The sequence below is a fragment of the Pseudomonas sp. S3_A03 genome (assembly GCF_054668275.1).
In genome coordinates, this window is record NZ_CP162753.1 from 4,701,074 (window position 1) to 4,715,971 (window position 14,898).

At 62.0% G+C, this 14,898-nt stretch carries 15 protein-coding genes and 1 pseudogene; 6 read left to right on the top strand and 10 right to left on the bottom strand.

Annotated elements, in window-relative coordinates; genetic code table 11:
* Positions 1–37 precede the first annotated feature (37 nt).
* The 5 genes from AB4O25_RS21435 to ureE all read right to left on the bottom strand — a co-directional run bounded on the left by AB4O25_RS21435 (position 38) and on the right by ureE (position 3,727).
* Positions 38–1,147, bottom strand: a complete 1,110-nt coding sequence (locus AB4O25_RS21435; RefSeq protein WP_017526389.1) for an AGE family epimerase/isomerase — start codon at positions 1,145–1,147, stop codon at positions 38–40.
* A gap of 173 nt (positions 1,148–1,320) precedes the next feature.
* Positions 1,321–1,893: a HupE/UreJ family protein gene (locus AB4O25_RS21440; RefSeq protein WP_068936072.1), complete on the bottom strand. Its 573-nt coding sequence runs from the start codon at positions 1,891–1,893 to the stop codon at positions 1,321–1,323.
* A 23-nt stretch (positions 1,894–1,916) separates the two neighbouring features.
* The gene (ureG, locus tag AB4O25_RS21445; RefSeq protein ID WP_460149961.1) at positions 1,917–2,531 is read right to left on the bottom strand and encodes an urease accessory protein UreG; all 615 of its coding nucleotides are present in this window, start codon (positions 2,529–2,531) and stop codon (positions 1,917–1,919) included.
* A 24-nt stretch (positions 2,532–2,555) separates the two neighbouring features.
* A complete protein-coding gene (locus AB4O25_RS21450) occupies positions 2,556–3,230 on the bottom strand; it encodes an urease accessory protein UreF (protein ID WP_017526386.1) in 675 nt (224 codons plus the stop codon).
* Positions 3,227–3,727 (bottom strand): urease accessory protein UreE, encoded by a 501-nt coding sequence (gene ureE, locus AB4O25_RS21455; protein WP_017526385.1) that lies wholly within the window; start codon positions 3,725–3,727, stop codon positions 3,227–3,229. Before ureE ends, AB4O25_RS21450 begins: the two co-directional genes overlap by 4 nt.
* Positions 3,728–4,004: 277 nt before the next feature.
* Between ureE and AB4O25_RS21460 the strand changes: the two genes are divergently transcribed.
* On the top strand, positions 4,005–4,502 hold the full coding sequence (locus AB4O25_RS21460) for a C40 family peptidase (RefSeq protein WP_017526384.1): 498 nt from the start codon (positions 4,005–4,007) through the stop codon (positions 4,500–4,502).
* 5 nt (positions 4,503–4,507) lie between these two features.
* On the opposite strand, the gene AB4O25_RS21465 is transcribed toward AB4O25_RS21460, so the two are convergent.
* Entirely contained in the window at positions 4,508–5,140 is a 633-nt protein-coding gene (locus tag AB4O25_RS21465) for a TetR family transcriptional regulator (RefSeq protein ID WP_017526383.1), read from the bottom strand.
* Positions 5,141–5,289: 149 nt separating this feature from the next.
* Entirely contained in the window at positions 5,290–5,703 is a 414-nt protein-coding gene (locus AB4O25_RS21470; RefSeq protein WP_017526382.1) for a hypothetical protein, read from the bottom strand.
* A gap of 359 nt (positions 5,704–6,062) precedes the next feature.
* Here AB4O25_RS21470 and AB4O25_RS21475 point away from each other — a divergent pair, with 359 nt between their 5' ends.
* Entirely contained in the window at positions 6,063–8,132 is a 2,070-nt protein-coding gene (locus tag AB4O25_RS21475) for an AsmA family protein (protein ID WP_017526381.1), read from the top strand.
* 115 nt (positions 8,133–8,247) lie between these two features.
* Here the strand turns inward: AB4O25_RS21475 and AB4O25_RS21480 are convergent, their stop codons facing one another.
* Positions 8,248–8,778 carry a ferritin-like domain-containing protein gene (locus AB4O25_RS21480; protein ID WP_017526380.1) on the bottom strand — a complete coding sequence of 177 codons (531 nt, stop codon included), beginning with the start codon at positions 8,776–8,778 and terminating at the stop codon, positions 8,248–8,250.
* 176 nt (positions 8,779–8,954) lie between these two features.
* Here AB4O25_RS21480 and AB4O25_RS21485 point away from each other — a divergent pair, with 176 nt between their 5' ends.
* Entirely contained in the window at positions 8,955–9,845 is an 891-nt protein-coding gene (locus AB4O25_RS21485; RefSeq protein WP_017526379.1) for an esterase/lipase family protein, read from the top strand.
* Here the strand turns inward: AB4O25_RS21485 and AB4O25_RS21490 are convergent.
* Positions 9,826–10,716, bottom strand: coding sequence for a DMT family transporter (locus AB4O25_RS21490; protein WP_065879431.1), 891 nt, complete (start codon positions 10,714–10,716; stop codon positions 9,826–9,828). The genes AB4O25_RS21485 and AB4O25_RS21490 overlap by 20 nt on opposite strands.
* 119 nt (positions 10,717–10,835) lie before the next feature.
* Here AB4O25_RS21490 and AB4O25_RS21495 point away from each other — a divergent pair, with 119 nt between their 5' ends.
* On the top strand, positions 10,836–11,135 hold the full coding sequence (locus tag AB4O25_RS21495) for a PsiF family protein (RefSeq protein ID WP_017526377.1): 300 nt from the start codon (positions 10,836–10,838) through the stop codon (positions 11,133–11,135).
* 148 nt (positions 11,136–11,283) lie between these two features.
* Positions 11,284–12,296, top strand: a pseudogene (locus AB4O25_RS21500) (AI-2E family transporter).
* Between the two features lie 116 nt (positions 12,297–12,412).
* Here AB4O25_RS21500 and AB4O25_RS21505 read toward each other — a convergent pair.
* Complete coding sequence (locus AB4O25_RS21505; RefSeq protein WP_017526375.1) at positions 12,413–13,681, bottom strand: Hsp70 family protein; 1,269 nt, start codon at positions 13,679–13,681, stop codon at positions 12,413–12,415.
* A 239-nt stretch (positions 13,682–13,920) separates the two neighbouring features.
* On the opposite strand from AB4O25_RS21505, the gene AB4O25_RS21510 reads away from it, so the two are divergent.
* Positions 13,921–14,859 (top strand): DnaJ C-terminal domain-containing protein, encoded by a 939-nt coding sequence (locus AB4O25_RS21510; RefSeq protein WP_017526374.1) that lies wholly within the window; start codon positions 13,921–13,923, stop codon positions 14,857–14,859.
* The last annotated feature ends 39 nt before the right edge of the window (positions 14,860–14,898 follow it).

Here is a 14,898-nt window from a genome sequence, read left to right on the forward strand (position 1 = left end):
TTGGATCGGGGCGTTGCCCCCGATGCGGCCCTAAAAATCAACAAAAATGCTGGATAAGCCCCTGATAGCACGTCGCCAGGTGATACGGCGTGGTCGACGGCATATCCCGTCGGCTGACGGCGCCGTTGGCATCCAGGCATTCGTGCCAGCCTTTGTCATGCAGGAAGTTGTGTTGCAGCGCCAGCAATTGGTGCTGTAACCGCGCTTCGCTGGCGGGGCGCAGGGTCAAGGCCCGCAGGTATTCGGCCTGGGCCCAGATGCGTTGGGTACCGTCGCGCACGCTGCCGTCGAGGGCGAGCATGCCGCTGACCGCACCGCTTAACGTATCCACACCTTTTTGCTCGGCGTAGGCAAATGCCCGCGTGAGCGAAGCATGCAGCGCAGTGCCGCGCAGCACATCCGACGACTCAAGCAAAAAGAACCATTCGAACTGGTGTCCCGGCTCGAACCAGTTATCCACCGCGCCCAGCGGTTTTTCCATCATCACGCCGTGCAGGCGGTCGATGAAGCGCTTTTGCAGGGCCGTGGCCAAGTCGAGCAACGCGTCCTGTGTGACGGCGTCTTCACGCACGCTCAGCGTGGCCAGGAAGCCTTCGGCAAGGTGCATCAGCGGGTTCTGCAAGGGCCCGGCGTTGAGGGAAGACCAGTTGCGTTCCAGCACCGCTTCGTACAGGCCGTCGCCGCTGGCGAAGCGTTCGGCGACCACGGCAAGCGCGGCATTGAGCACCGACTCCACCAACGGTTCACGCACCTTGGCCCAGTAGTGGGCACAGGCAAAGATGATGAAGGCGTGGGTATAGAGGTCTTTGCGTTTATCCAACGGCTGCCCGGCCGGGTCGATGCTGTAGAACCAGCCGCCGTGCTCCGCGTCGTGGAAGTGCCGTTGCAGCGAGCGGAACAACACTGCCGCGCGTGCTTCGGCGAAGGCCGCACCGGGTTCGCCAATCAGGCTGGCGAACAGGTACAACTGTCGGGCGCACGCCATGGCGCGATAGCGTTGGGGGGGCAAAGGCCGGTGATCGGCGTCCAGCGCCTCATAGGGCAACGCCAGCTCGGCGTTCCAGCCCGGGCCCTGCCAGAGGGGCACGATCAGGCTGTGGAAGTGCGTGAGCACGGTATTCAAGGCAGGCGGGGAAGCGATGGGCATTGGCTGGCGTCGTCACGGCAGGGGTGTTTGCCGCGCATGGTAGCAGGCTTGGGGTGGATGTTGGTTTTGAGACCGCTATCGGGAGCAAGCGCCCTCCCACATTCAGACGTGTGAACACAGTTCAAATGTGAGAGGGGGCTTGCCCCCGATGAGGCCCTCGACCGCGCCGCGAATCAGCCCGCCAGCAACCAAGCTCCCGTCACCGCCGAAGCCGCCCCAGCCACCCGCACCAGCGGCGCCGCAGCAGCCGGCAGCCAACGCACCAGCGCATAACCCGCCGCGTGCAATACCGCAGTCGCACCGACAAACCCTGCCGCATACGTCCAAGGGCTGGTCATGTCCGGCAACTCCAGGCCATGGGCCACACCGTGGAACAGCGCAAACAACGCCGTCGCGCCTACCGCCATGAACAACGGCGGGCGCACCGCCAGCGCCACGGCGAGGCCCAGCGCCAGGACCGACGCGGCAATCCCGCTTTCCAGTGCCGGCAACGCCAGACCCTCAAAGCCCAATACGCCGCCGATCAGCAGGGTGCCGACAAAGGTGCACGGCAGCGCCCAGCGGGCGGCGCCTTTTTGCTGCGCGGCCCACAGGCCGACCGCAACCATGGCCAGCAGATGGTCGATACCGCCCAGGGGGTGGCTGATACCGGCGAGCAGCCCGTTGTCGCCGTGGCCCGGATGAGCGAAGGCCAGGGCCGGGGCGAGCAGCAAGGCGGCGGCTGCGAAGAGTTTTTTGAGGCTCATGAGCAGATTCCTTATGGGTTGATTTATGAGGCGGTCAGCAAGCCCTGGCGTTCGATAAAGGCGACGATGTCATCCAGGCCGACACCGGTTTTCTGATTGCTGAAGACAAAGGGTTTGCCGTTGCGCATGCGTTGGGTATCGCTGTTCATCAACTCCAGCGAGGCACCGACCAGCGGCGCGAGGTCGATCTTGTTGATCACCAGCAGGTCGGATTTGCAGATGCCCGGGCCGCCTTTGCGCGGCAGTTTGTCGCCGGCAGACACATCGATCACGTAGATGGTCAGGTCCGACAGCTCGGGGCTGAAGGTCGCCGACAAGTTATCCCCACCGGACTCCACCAGGATCAGGTCCAGGCCCGGAAAGCGGCGGTTGAGTTGGTCCACCGCTTCCAGATTGATCGAGGCGTCCTCACGAATCGCCGTGTGCGGGCAGCCGCCGGTTTCCACGCCGATGATGCGCTCGGGCGCCAGGGCCTCGTTGCGGACCAGGAAGTCGGCGTCTTCGCGGGTGTAGATATCGTTGGTCACCACCGCCAGGTTGTAGCGGTCGCGCAGCGCCAGGCACAGGGCGAGGGTCAGGGCGGTCTTGCCGGAGCCCACCGGGCCGCCGATGCCGACGCGCAGGGGTTGTGTGTTCATGTGCTTCTCCAAAATCAAGAACTCCTAGGAACGGAACAGGCGGCTGTACTGGCGCTCGTGGGCCATGCATGCCAATGACAGGCCGAAAGCGGCACTGCCGAACGAGTGGGGGGCGATGTGGCCGGCATCCTGCTGGGCTTGTTGCAGCAGCGGCAGCAGTTCGCTGGTCAGGCGCTGGGCGGCCTGCTGGCCCAGGGGCAGGGTTTTCATCAGCACGGCCAATTGGTTTTCCAGCCAGCTCCACAGCCAGGCCGCCAGGGCGTCGTCGGGGCTGATGCTCCAGGCGCGAGCCGCCAGGGCCCAGCCCAACGCCAGATGGGGCTCGCTGTGTTGCTCAAGCAAGGCGCGAGCGGCGCCGTCCAGCTCCGGCAAGCCATTGAGCAATTGTTGCAGCGAATAACCCATCTGCCGGCTCTCTTGGTACAGCTCGCGGGTTTCACGACTGGCTTGGTGTTCTTCACACAATTGCGCCAGCCTCGGCCAATCCTGCTCGGCGGCGGCGCGGCAATGGGCGAGCAACAGCGGCGCTTCGAAGCGCGCCAGGTTGAGCAGCAATTGGTCGCTGATCCAGCGTCGGGCGCTGCTCGCATCCTTGACGCGGCCATTCTCCACGGCCATTTCCAGGCCCTGGGAATAGCTGTAGCCGCCAATCGGCAATTGCGGACTGGCCAGGCGCAGCAGCGCCCAGGCTGGGTTCATAAACGTACGCCGAACTGGTGCAGCTTGGGCGGGTAGTTGAAATCTTCATCGCCGTGGCGTGAATGATGATGGCCGCCGCCATACGCACCGTGTTCCGGCTGGAACGGCGCCTCAAGGGTTTCGGTATGGGCGCCCAATTGTTCAAGCATGGCCTTGAGCACGTAGTCATCGAGCAGGCGCAGCCAGCCATCCCCGACTTGCAACGCCACGTGGCGGTTGCCCAGGTGATAGGCAGCGCGGGTCAGTTCGAAGGCGCTGGCGCAGGTGACATGCAGCAGTTGTTCAGGCCGGGCGCACACGCGTACGACACGTCCGTCTTCGGCCTGTAGGAATTCGCCATCGTGAAGCGGCGGCTGGCCACGCTCCAGAAACAGGCCGACGTCTTCACCGTCGGCACTGAAACAGCGCAGGCGGCTTTTGCTGCGGGCTTCGAAATTCAGCAGCAGCTCAGCGGCCCAGAGGGCTTGGGGGGCGATTCGGCGGTGGATCACCAGCATCAGGAAGCTTCCAGCTATGAGCGATGAAACAGCTAGAGCAAGGGGCTTGCCAACCCCGGTCAAGAGTAGGAATTACCTGTAGGCGGGCAGGGCAATGCCACTAAACAGGGCGTTGAAAGAGTCGGCGCGTGCTCCAAAGTGGTGCGCGCTACCGCCATGCGCACTCGCTCTGAGCAATCTCGGATTTGTCCTACGGGATCTGGGGATTCTACGTTCATCACATTACCTGCGAAATCATTAGGCTTTGCGCCGTGTTTAATTCGCCGCGACGTTCATCATGTTCAAGCTATTACTTTTTGTGGTCATTCTCGGTCTGTCCGTGGGCATGTCCTCGGCTTCGGCCAATCTACAGCCACGCCCCGCCTTTGCCGCGCCCGAGCAAGGCGCGGCGATCGACGATGTGATCGACCGCGCTCACCAGTTGGTGGGCACCCGCTACAAATTGGGAGGCACCTCGGTACAGCAGGGTTTCGATTGCAGCAGTTTTCTGGTCTACCTGTTCAAGACCCAAGCCAATATCCAATTACCCCGCACCACCACGGCGATGCACCGCTCAACGGCCACCACCATTCAGCGCAGTGCGCTCAAGCCCGGCGATGCGGTGTTCTTCAAGGGTAATGGGCGCGGTCCGGTCAGCCACGTGGGGCTTTATATAGGCGAGGGCAAGTTCATTCATTCGCCACGTACCGGCAAGACGGTGCGCATTGATTCGCTCAGCAACCGCTACTGGAACAAGTACTACACCAGCGCGAAGCGATTCCATCAGGCCGGCTGATCGGTTTACTCGGTGCTGCCCAGGCCTTGCCAGTGCTTGAGGCCGATAAAGATAAAACGCAGTTGTTGGGTGATTTTCGCCTGGGGCGTGAGGTGCGCGGGCAACGCCTGGGCCGGTGGGTCGATGATGTCGGGGAGGGTGGCGAACACGCTTTTGACGATCAGGTCCGCCATCACGTGCAGGCCATCGGCATCCAGGTGTTGCAACTTGGGCATCAGCGTCAAGTCGGCCGCCAGGTCGCGGGTGATGTCCTCGCGCAACGCACCGATGGCCTGGCGCACGGCCAGGCAGCCGCCGTATTGCTCGCGGGCCAGGAACAGGAATTGCGAACGGTTGGCCGAGACCACATCGAGAAAAATCCGCACGGAGGCATCGATAATGCCGCCCATCACGAATTCGTTGTGGCGCACCAGGCGGATGGTGGCGCGAAAGGTCTGGCCGACTTCACTGACCAACACAAGCCCAAGCTGGTCCATATCGGCAAAGTGGCGATAGAACCCGGTGGGCACGATGCCGGCCGTCTTGGCCACTTCGCGCAGGCTCAGGCTGCCGAACCCACGGCCACACTCCATGAGATGGCGGGCAGCGTCCATCAGGGCGAGGCGGGTCTGTTGCTTCTGTTCGGCGCGGGGCAGCATGGTGGGTGAGCTTTGTCGGTAAGTACAGCGACGCACTCTAGCAAAACAGCTTCGTTGGCGTCGAACTTGACGCAGGCAGGCGTGATGCAGGTTACAAAAAGTCAAAAGCCCGATCGACTGATCGGGCTTTTTTCTGGGCCACCACCGGGTTAGCTCTGTGCTTGATGCAGGTCTTGCAGGCGGTCGGCACCACCTTCGGCGATACCTTGGGTGTAGGCACGGTCGTTGGCTTGTTCAGCGCCGCCTTCGGCGACAGCGTTGCGTTCTTGCAGGCGATCAGCGCCACCTTCAACCAGACCTTTCTCTTCCAGGCGGTTGCGGCCGTTTTCGGTCAGGCCTTCGGTGTAAGCGCGTTTGTTGGCGTTGTCCGAACCGTTTTCAGCGACAGCGCCTTTAGCGTAGTCACGGTTCTCGTCTTCTTGGGAGCCGCTGCGAGCCAGGGTCTGGTTGAAGTGCGCGGCGTCGGCTTTGACTTGTGGAGTGACCTGTTCGGCGGCCGGCAGGGCAAAGGCACTGGAAGCCAGGATGGACAACAGGACGGTAGCGAGTACTTGGCGTTTCATGATGGGTTGCTCCTTGGGAGGGCGATAAAGTGGGTACGGGGCTAATGCTACTCTCGATAAGTCGATATAAAAGTTCATAAACACAATGGTAATAATCAACAGAATTGATTGTTCTCGGCGAGGGCTCTAGGACGCGGCTCTCAAGCACGCGGTTTTGCACCGGGGTGGGTATTTTCGACACAACGCTGGGTAACAATGGTGCGCCGTTGATGCGCGAATTTGTCCGGTTGATCAGAAAAATGCGTGTTTTCAGTTAAATTCGCCGCTGCGTTAAACCCCCTGGCGGTTTGCCAGTCGTAGCTTTATAAAGCTGTCCCAATGGCTGTGACCCAGCCAGTCGTATTCAGGAGTCCTGTGCAATGACGCGCACTCGTAAAATCGTCGCTTGGAGCTGCGCCAGCTTCGTTCTGTTAATCGCTGTGGTCGTGCTGGTTCTGATGTTCTTCGACTGGAACCGCATCAAACCGCCCCTCAATGCCAAAGTTTCCGAAGAGCTGCACCGCCCGTTCGCCATCAATGGCAACCTGGCCGTGGTGTGGCAGCGCGAGCCCGATGAAGGCGGCTGGCGTGCCTGGGTGCCGTGGCCCCACGTGATTGCCGAAGACCTGACCCTGGGCAACCCCGACTGGTCGAAAAAACCGCACATGGTCACGCTGAAAAAAGTCGAACTGCGCATCTCGCCCCTGGCCCTGCTGGTGCAGCGCGTGGTGATCCCGCGTATCGACCTCACCGAACCGAGTGCCGAACTGCAGCGCCTGGCCGATGGCCGCGCCAATTGGACCTTCACGTTCGACCCCAAGGACCCGAACGCCGAACCCTCCAACTGGGTGGTGGACATCGGCGCCATCGGTTTTGACAAGGGCCATGTGACCCTCGACGACCAAACCCTCAAGACCCAACTCGATGTGATCATCGACCCGCTGGGCAAACCCATCCCGTTCGGCGAAATCGTCGGCGATGCCGATGCCAAAAAAGCCCTGGAAAAAGGCGCCGCGCCCCAGGACTATGCCTTCGGCCTCAAGGTCAAAGGCCAATACCACGGCCAGAAACTCGATGGCGCCGGCAAGATCGGCGGCCTGCTGGCCCTGCAGGACGCGACCAAGCCGTTCCCCCTGCAAGCCCAAGTGAAGATCGCCGACACCAGCATCGCCCTGGCCGGCACGCTGACCGATCCGCTCAACCTCGGCGCCCTCGACCTGCGCCTGAAACTGGCGGGCGCCAGCCTGGGCAACCTGTACCCACTCACTGGCGTGACCCTGCCGGATTCCCCGGCGTATTCCACCGACGGCCACCTGATCGCCAAGCTGCACGAGGCCGGTGGCGCGTCATTTCGCTATGAAAACTTCAACGGCAAAATCGGCAACAGCGACATTCACGGCAACCTCGCCTACCTGGCCAGCCAGCCGCGGCCCAAGCTCAGCGGCGCCTTGGTGTCCAACCAACTGCTGATGACCGACCTTGCGCCCTTGATCGGCGCCGATTCCAACGCCAAGCAAAAAGCCCGTGGCGGTGAAAGCAAACAGCCCGCGACCAAAGTGCTGCCGGTAGAAGCGTTCCGCACCGAGCGCTGGCGCGACATGGATGCCGATGTGGAGTTCACCGGTAAACGCATCGTGCACAGCGCCGACTTGCCCTTCACGGACCTCTACACGCACCTGGTGCTCAACGATGGCGAACTGAGCCTGGAACCGCTGCGCTTCGGCGTGGCCGGCGGCAAGCTCGATGCGCAGATCCGCCTGAATGGCCGCCTCACGCCGATGGAGGGCCGCGCCAGGCTCACCGCGCGCAACTTCAAGCTCAAACAACTGTTCCCGACGTTCGAACCGATGAAGACCAGCTTCGGTGAACTCAACGGCGACGCTGATATAACCGGGCGCGGTAACTCGGTGGCGGCGCTGCTGGGCAGCGCCAACGGTGACCTGAAGATGCTGATCAACGATGGCGCCATCAGCCGTGGCCTGATGGAAATCGCCGGGCTCAACGTGGGTAACTACGTGGTTGGCCGCCTGTTCGGCGACAAGGAAGTGAAGATCAACTGCGCGGCGGCGGACTTCGGCATCAAGACCGGCCTGGCAACCACACGGCTGTTTGTGTTCGATACCGAGAACGCCATCATCTACATCGACGGCACCGCGAACATGGCCAGCGAGCAACTGGACCTGACCATCACCCCCGAATCCAAGGGCTTTCGCCTGTTTTCGCTACGCTCGCCGCTGTACGTGAACGGGCCGTTCATCAAGCCCAATGCCGGGGTCAAAGCCGTACCGTTGATGCTGCGTGGCGCCGGCATGGTAGCGCTGGGAGTGATCGCGGGGCCGGCGGCGGGGTTGCTGGCGCTGGTAGCACCGAGTGGGGATGTGCCGAACCAATGCGCGCCGTTGCTGCAACAGATGAAGGAAGGCAAGGCGCCGAAAACCGTGAAGGGCTGACTGACCAAACGCAGCTTTAAATGTGGAAGGGGGCTTGCTCCCGATAGCGGTGGGTCAGTGCCGGGTGTACTGACTGACCCACCGCTATCGGATGCAAGCCTCCTCCCGTACGGGTTTACAGGTCCTGCAGGATGTCCGCCATGTCATCGGCGTGCTCTTCTTCCTGGGCCAGGATGTCTTCGAAGATCCGGCGCGTGGTCGGGTCTTTATCACCGATGTACTGGATGATTTCGCGATAGCTGTCCACCGCGATGCGCTCGGCCACCAGGTCTTCGAAGACCATTTCCTTCAAGGTATTGCCCGCAACGTATTGAGCATGGGAGTTCTGGGACAGCAGGTCGGGGTTGAACTCCGGTTCGCCGCCCAACTGCACGATGCGCTCGGCCAGTTTGTCGGCGTGTTCGGCTTCCTGAGTCGCGTGTTCGAGGAATTCATTGGCGGCAACGCTGGCTTTCAGGCCGTTGGCCATGAAGTAGTGACGCTTGTAGCGCAACACGCACACCAGCTCGGTGGCCAGCGACTCGTTGAGCAGGCGGATGATTTCCTGGCGGTCGGCGTCGTAGCCTTCGGTCACGGCGCCGTTTTCGACGTTCTGGCGGGCGCGGCTGCGCAGGGTGGCAACGTCGGTCAAATGTGCTTCAGTCATCTCGATCTCCTGGGGCTAATCCGGTTGGGTGCCACGCTCTGGCGGCGTGATCACTGCAAGTTGTGAGTCCCAGGCAACGCAAAAAGTTTTATCGGATTTGTCTACAGGTGTCATGAGTACGTAGCCGCAGACGGCTACGCTGCACTGACTCCTCCTTGATCAGGGACGTTCGCTTCATGTCGCAGTCGTTAGCCACGCGTTATCCGCTGGTGCTGGTGCCCGGCATGCTCGGGTTTGTGCGCCTGGGGTTCTTCCCCTATTGGTATGGCATCGTCCCGGCACTGCGCGCCGGTGGAGCCCAGGTATTCCCGGTGCAGGTGGCGCCGCTGGACTCCAACGAAGTGCGTGGCGAGCAGTTGCTGGTGCACATCGCGCAGATCCGCCGCGACACCGGCTTGGATAAGGTCAACCTCATCGGCCATAGCCAAGGCTCACTGACCGCGCGTTATGCCGCAGCCAAGCGGCCGGAGTGGGTGGCGTCGGTGACGTCGGTGGCCGGCCCCAACCACGGTTCAGAGTTGGCCGACCATATCCATGCCCACTACCCCGTCGAGGGCGCCAAAGGCCGCCTCATGAGTGCGCTGTTTCATCTGGTTGCCTGGCTGATGGGCGTGCTGGAAACCGGCTATCGCGGGCCGCGCTTCAAGGCAGACTTGCACGCATCGCACCTGTCGCTGACCAGCGCGGGCGTAGCGCTGTTCAATCGCCAGTACCCCCAGGGGCTGCCCGACACGTGGGGCGGGCAGGGCGCGGAGCTGGTCAATGGCGTGCGCTATTACTCGTGGTCGGGCACGTTGCAGCCAGGCACCACTGACCGTGGCCGCAACCTGTTCGACGGTACTAACCGCAGCTGCCGCTTGTTTGCCCGCAGTTTTGTGCGCGAAAAAGGCCAGTGCGACGGCATGGTCGGGCGCTACAGCTCGCACTTGGGGCGGGTGATCGGTGACGACTATGCGCTGGACCATTTCGATATCGTCAACCAGTCCTTGGGGCTGGTGGGCAAGGGCGCCGAGCCGATCCGCCTGTTTGTGGAGCATGCGCAGCGGCTCAAGGCCGCCGGGGTGTAGCGAGTCGAACCGGAGTTGTCCAACGCTCCGACAAAATCACCCCGCCCAGCGTGAGCAAGCCACCTATCAAGTGGTACAGCGCCAATTGCTCCTTCAGCACCACGGCCGCGATCAACGCCGTAATCAACGGCAGCAAGTTGAAAAATAACGTGGTGCGGCTGGGGCCCAGGGTCTTGACCGAGTGCATCCAGGCCAGTGGCGCGAGCATCGATGCCAGCATGCAGGCGTACAGCACCAGCGGAACATTCGCCCAACCCAGGCCTGCCTTGGGCGAGAACACAAACAACGGCAACAGTACCGCCACCGCGACGAGTATCTGCAAGTACAGCAACACCAACGGCGGCAGGCGCAGTTGCCATTTTTTCAGCAGGGTGCTGTAGACCGCATACGCCAGGGTCGCAACCAGCATCATGCCGTCGCCCAGGTTGACCCCATGTTGCAGCAGCGTCCCCAGGCTGCCGGCCGAGACCACCACGGCCACGCCGGCAAACGACAGCACGGCACCGGTGAGCGCGCCGAAGGTCAGGCGCTGGCCGAGGCTGATGATGGCCGCCGTCAGGGCCATCAACGGCATCAGCGACAGGATGATGCCCATGTTGGTGGCGCTGGTCAGCGCTGCGGCGTAATAGGCCAGGCTTTGGTACACGGCCATGCCCAGCACGCCGAGGATCACGATCTTGCCCAGGTTCGGGCGAATGCGGGCCCAGTGGGCGACTACCGGTTTGAGCATGAACGGTGTGAACAGCAGCGCCGCGAACAGCCAGCGGTAAAAACCGATCTCCGAGGGGAAGATCGAGCCGACGGCCAGTTTGTTGACCACGGTATTGCCGGCCCAGATGAAGATGGCCAGCAAGGGATACGCGTATTGCATGACATCGCCGTACAGAGGAATGAACGGGGATTATCCTCTCTTCGTGGGAATGTGTAACAGGATTTGGCTACACTCTGCGAAGGCTGCGCCCCTCGGCGCGGTAACCGGGAGAAAACTCCATGAAGATGTTGCGTGTTCCGTTGATGATGATAGGCCTGCTGCTCTGTTCCCAAGGCTTTGCCGCCACCGCGCAGCAAAACAAAATGACCACCTGCAATGCCGAAGCCACCACCAAGACGCTCAAAGGCGACGAGCGCAAGGCCTTCATGAAAACCTGCCTGTCGGCCCCGGCGGCCAATGACGCCAAGACCCTGACCCCGCAGCAGCAGAAAATGAAGGATTGCAATGCCTCGGCGAAAACCAAGGCGCTGACCGGCGATGCGCGCAAGACGTTCATGAGCACCTGCCTCAAAGGCTGACCCCCTATTTCGCCAACGCTGGAAAACAACTGTGGAAGGGGGCTTGCTCCCTCCCACACTTGATCGGCATTCGCGCCTTCAGCTCTCGCTTGATTTCTTGAACGCTGGCAGACTGCCCATCCTTTAACGCCGTTCGTTTTGAGGCTGTATGCCAACGTTTTCTCAGCGTCCTATGTTGTTGCTGGCCAGCTACATCATCATTTTTGGCGGGTTGCTGCTGGTCCTGCCGCTCAAACTACTGCCTAGCCTGCTGGCCGGCCTGTTGGTCTATGAACTGGTCAACATGCTCACCCCCCAACTGCAACGGCTGATCGAAGGCCGCCGCGCGCGCTGGCTGGCGGTGGCCTTGCTCGGCACCCTGATCGTCAGCGTACTGACGTTGATCTTTGCCGGCGCCATCAGCTTCCTGCTCCACGAAGCCGAAACCCTGGGGCTTCCCTCGACAAATTCATGGGTGTGGTCGACCGCGCGCGCGGCCAATTGCCGCCGTTCCTCGATGCCTACCTGCCCGCCAGCGCCGCCGAATTCCGCGTGGCCATCGGCGAATGGCTGAGCAAGCACCTGAGTGAACTGCAACTGGTTGGTAAAGACGCGGCGCACATGTTCGTCACCCTGCTGATCGGCATGGTGCTCGGCGCGATCATCGCCTTGCAACGCATCCCCGACCTGACCAAACGCAAGCCCCTGGCCGCCGCGCTGTTCGACCGCCTGCACCTGCTGGTCCAGGCGTTTCGCAACATTGTGTTCGCGCAAATCAAGATCGCCGCGCTCAACACCGCGTTCACGGCGGTGTTCCTCGCCGTGGTACTGCCGCTGTGCGGCATCCACCTGCCGCTGACCAAAACCCTGATCGTGCTGACCTTCCTGCTCGGCCTGCTGCCGGTGATCGGCAACCTGATGTCCAACACCCTCATCACCATCGTCGCGCTGTCGCTGTCGATCTGGGTGGCGGTGGCGGCGTTGGGGTATCTGATCGTGATCCACAAGGTCGAGTACTTCCTCAACGCGCGCATTGTCGGCGGGCAGATCAGTGCCAAGTCGTGGGAATTGTTGTTGGCGATGCTGGTGTTTGAAGCGGCATTCGGCCTGCCGGGGGTGGTGGCGGGGCCGATTTATTACGCGTATCTGAAGAGTGAGCTGAAGCTCGGCGGTATGGTTTAAGCCTTGTGCTGCCTGGGCGCGCCTCATCGGGGGCAAGCCCCCTCCCACCTTTGAATGTGTTCACAAATCAAAATGTGGGAGGGTGCTTGCCCCCGATGGCGTCACACAGGTGAAACTCAGTTCCCGTAGCGCTTGCTCGCCTCAATCGCCAGGCCGCTGCCAATACTGCCAAAAATATTGCCTTCCACATGCCGCGCATTCGGCAGCATCGCCGCGATGCTGTGACGCAGCGCCGGGATGCCGCTGGAGCCGCCGGTAAAGAACACCGTGTCCACCTGCGCCACGCTCACCGAAGCATCGTTGAGCAATTGCGTCACGCTGGCGCGCACGCGTTCGAGCAAGGCGTCGATGGACGATTCGAACAGCGCCCGGCTCAGGTCGACGCTCAGGCCCGCTTCGATACGGTCCAGCGGCACGTGGCGGCGTTCTTCGTGGGTCAACTGGATCTTGGTTTCTTCAACCTCCATCGCCAACCAGTGCCCGGCGCGCTGTTCGATCAGCTTGAACAGGCGGTCGATGCCGCCGGTGTCTTCGATGTCGTAGCGCATGCTGCCCAGGGCCAACTGGGACTTTTGCGAGTACACCGAGTTGATCGTGTGCCACGTGGCCAGGTTCATGTGGTGGCTGGTGGGCATGTAGGCGCCGCTTTTCATGCGGCTGCCGTAACCGAACAGCGGCATCATGCCGGCCAGCGAGAGCTGTTTGTCGAAGTCGGTACCGCCGATGTGTACGCCGCCGGTGGCGAGGATGTCGCTCTGGCGGTTGTCGTTGTGACGACGCTCCGGCGACAGGCGCACCAGCGAGAAGTCGGAGGTACCGCCGCCGATATCGACGATCAGCACCAGCTCTTCTTTTTCGATGGTGGACTCGTAGTCGAACGCCGCTGCGATCGGCTCGTACTGGAACGAGATGTCCTTGAAGCCGATCTTGCGCGCCACGTCGACCAGGGTGTTTTCCGCTTCCTGGTCGGCCATCGGGTCGTCATCGACGAAAAATACCGGGCGGCCCAGTACCACTTCTTCGAACTCTCGGCCGGCGTTGGCTTCGGCGCGGCTCTTGAGTTGGCCGATAAACAGCGCCAGCAGGTCGGTGAACGGCATCGCCGTGCCCAATAGGCTGGTGTCGTGTTTGATCAGCTTGGAGCCCAACAGGCTCTTGAGCGAGCGCATCAAGCGGCCTTCGTAGTTTTCCAGGTACTCGTGCAGTGCCAGGCGACCGTACACCGGGCGACGCTCCTCGAAGTTGAAGAACACCACCGACGGCAAGGTGATCTTGTCGTCCTCCAGCGCGATAAGCGTCTCCTGGCCGGGGCGGATCCAGCCGACGGTGGAGTTGGACGTGCCAAAGTCGATGCCGCAGGCACGGGCTGGGGATGGGTTTTTCATGTCTATCGGGTTCCGGTCGAAAAACGGCCGCGCAGTGTATGCCAGTCGAAGGCGGATGCGTAGGCCGACCATCCGTTAAATCGTGCTTGAAAGTGCGCGATTCGCCCCCACATGTGGTGCATACGGCACGTGCCGATTAACACTGCGACGCACCCCCAGGCCACATCACTCAACAGGTGCAAAACAACGCACGTTGTGCCCCGGGCTGTGCGATCTCGATTAAGGATGGTGAACCGCCGATGGATTTCAAAGACTACTACAAGATATTGGGTGTCGAGCCGAGCGCCGATGACAAGGAAATCAAGGCCGCCTATCGCAAGCTCGCGCGCAAATATCACCCGGATGTCAGCAAGGAAAAAGACGCCGAAGCCAAGTTCAAGGACGCGTCCGAAGCCTATGAGGCGCTTAAAAGCGCCGACAAACGCGCCGAGTACGACGAACTGCGCAAGTACGGCCAGCATGGCCAGCCGTTCCAGGGGCCACCGGGCTGGCAGAGCCGTGGCGGCTTTGGCGGCGGCCAGGACGCGGGCGATTTCTCGGACTTTTTCAGTTCGATCTTCGGCTCGCGCGGCGATGCCTTTGGTGGCGGCCAGCGCCGGCCCACCGGGCGTAAAGGCCAGGACGTGGAAATGCAGCTGTCGGTGTTCCTGGAGGAGACGCTGTCCACCGAGTCCAAGCAGGTCACCTTCCAGGTGCCGCAATACGACGCCTCGGGCCGGCACGTCAGCAACACCACCAAGAGCCTGAACGTGAAGATCCCCGCCGGCGTGACCGACGGTGAGCGCATCCGCCTCAAAGCGCAGGGCGCGCCGGGTATCGGTGGCGGGGCCAATGGCGATCTGTACCTGATCATCAAGTTCGCGCCGCACCCCAAGTTCGAAGTGGACGGTGAAAACCTGATCATCGACCTGCCATTGGCGCCGTGGGAATTGGCGTTGGGCACCGAAGTCACCGTGCCCACCCTCACCGGCAAGATCAACCTCAAGGTGCCGGCCGGCAGCCAGAACGGCCAGCGCATGCGTGCCAAGGGCCACGGTTTGCTGAACAAGGCCGGGCAGCGCGGCTACCTGTTTGTGCAACTCAAGGCGGTCATGCCCAAACAGGCCGACGACGAGACCATCGCGCTGTGGCAGGCACTGGCGAAAAAGGCCAACTTCAACCCGCGCGAAAACTTCTAAGCCCCGGTGGCGAGGGAGCACGCTCCCTCGCCACCGGGG

Excerpts from the sequence above, each read along its gene's own strand:
- AB4O25_RS21435 (WP_017526389.1), bottom strand. The coding sequence starts at position 1,147 with ATGCCCATCGCTTCCCCGCCTGCCTTGAATACCGTGCTCACGCACTTC.
- AB4O25_RS21440 (WP_068936072.1), bottom strand. The coding sequence starts at position 1,893 with ATGAGCCTCAAAAAACTCTTCGCAGCCGCCGCCTTGCTGCTCGCCCCG.
- ureG (WP_460149961.1), bottom strand. The coding sequence starts at position 2,531 with ATGAACACACAACCCCTGCGCGTCGGCATCGGCGGCCCGGTGGGCTCC.
- AB4O25_RS21450 (WP_017526386.1), bottom strand. The coding sequence starts at position 3,230 with ATGAACCCAGCCTGGGCGCTGCTGCGCCTGGCCAGTCCGCAATTGCCG.
- ureE (WP_017526385.1), bottom strand. The coding sequence starts at position 3,727 with ATGCTGGTGATCCACCGCCGAATCGCCCCCCAAGCCCTCTGGGCCGCT.
- AB4O25_RS21460 (WP_017526384.1), top strand. The coding sequence starts at position 4,005 with ATGTTCAAGCTATTACTTTTTGTGGTCATTCTCGGTCTGTCCGTGGGC.
- AB4O25_RS21465 (WP_017526383.1), bottom strand. The coding sequence starts at position 5,140 with ATGCTGCCCCGCGCCGAACAGAAGCAACAGACCCGCCTCGCCCTGATG.
- AB4O25_RS21470 (WP_017526382.1), bottom strand. The coding sequence starts at position 5,703 with ATGAAACGCCAAGTACTCGCTACCGTCCTGTTGTCCATCCTGGCTTCC.
- AB4O25_RS21475 (WP_017526381.1), top strand. The coding sequence starts at position 6,063 with ATGACGCGCACTCGTAAAATCGTCGCTTGGAGCTGCGCCAGCTTCGTT.
- AB4O25_RS21480 (WP_017526380.1), bottom strand. The coding sequence starts at position 8,778 with ATGACTGAAGCACATTTGACCGACGTTGCCACCCTGCGCAGCCGCGCC.
- AB4O25_RS21485 (WP_017526379.1), top strand. The coding sequence starts at position 8,955 with ATGTCGCAGTCGTTAGCCACGCGTTATCCGCTGGTGCTGGTGCCCGGC.
- AB4O25_RS21490 (WP_065879431.1), bottom strand. The coding sequence starts at position 10,716 with ATGCAATACGCGTATCCCTTGCTGGCCATCTTCATCTGGGCCGGCAAT.
- AB4O25_RS21495 (WP_017526377.1), top strand. The coding sequence starts at position 10,836 with ATGAAGATGTTGCGTGTTCCGTTGATGATGATAGGCCTGCTGCTCTGT.
- AB4O25_RS21505 (WP_017526375.1), bottom strand. The coding sequence starts at position 13,681 with ATGAAAAACCCATCCCCAGCCCGTGCCTGCGGCATCGACTTTGGCACG.
- AB4O25_RS21510 (WP_017526374.1), top strand. The coding sequence starts at position 13,921 with ATGGATTTCAAAGACTACTACAAGATATTGGGTGTCGAGCCGAGCGCC.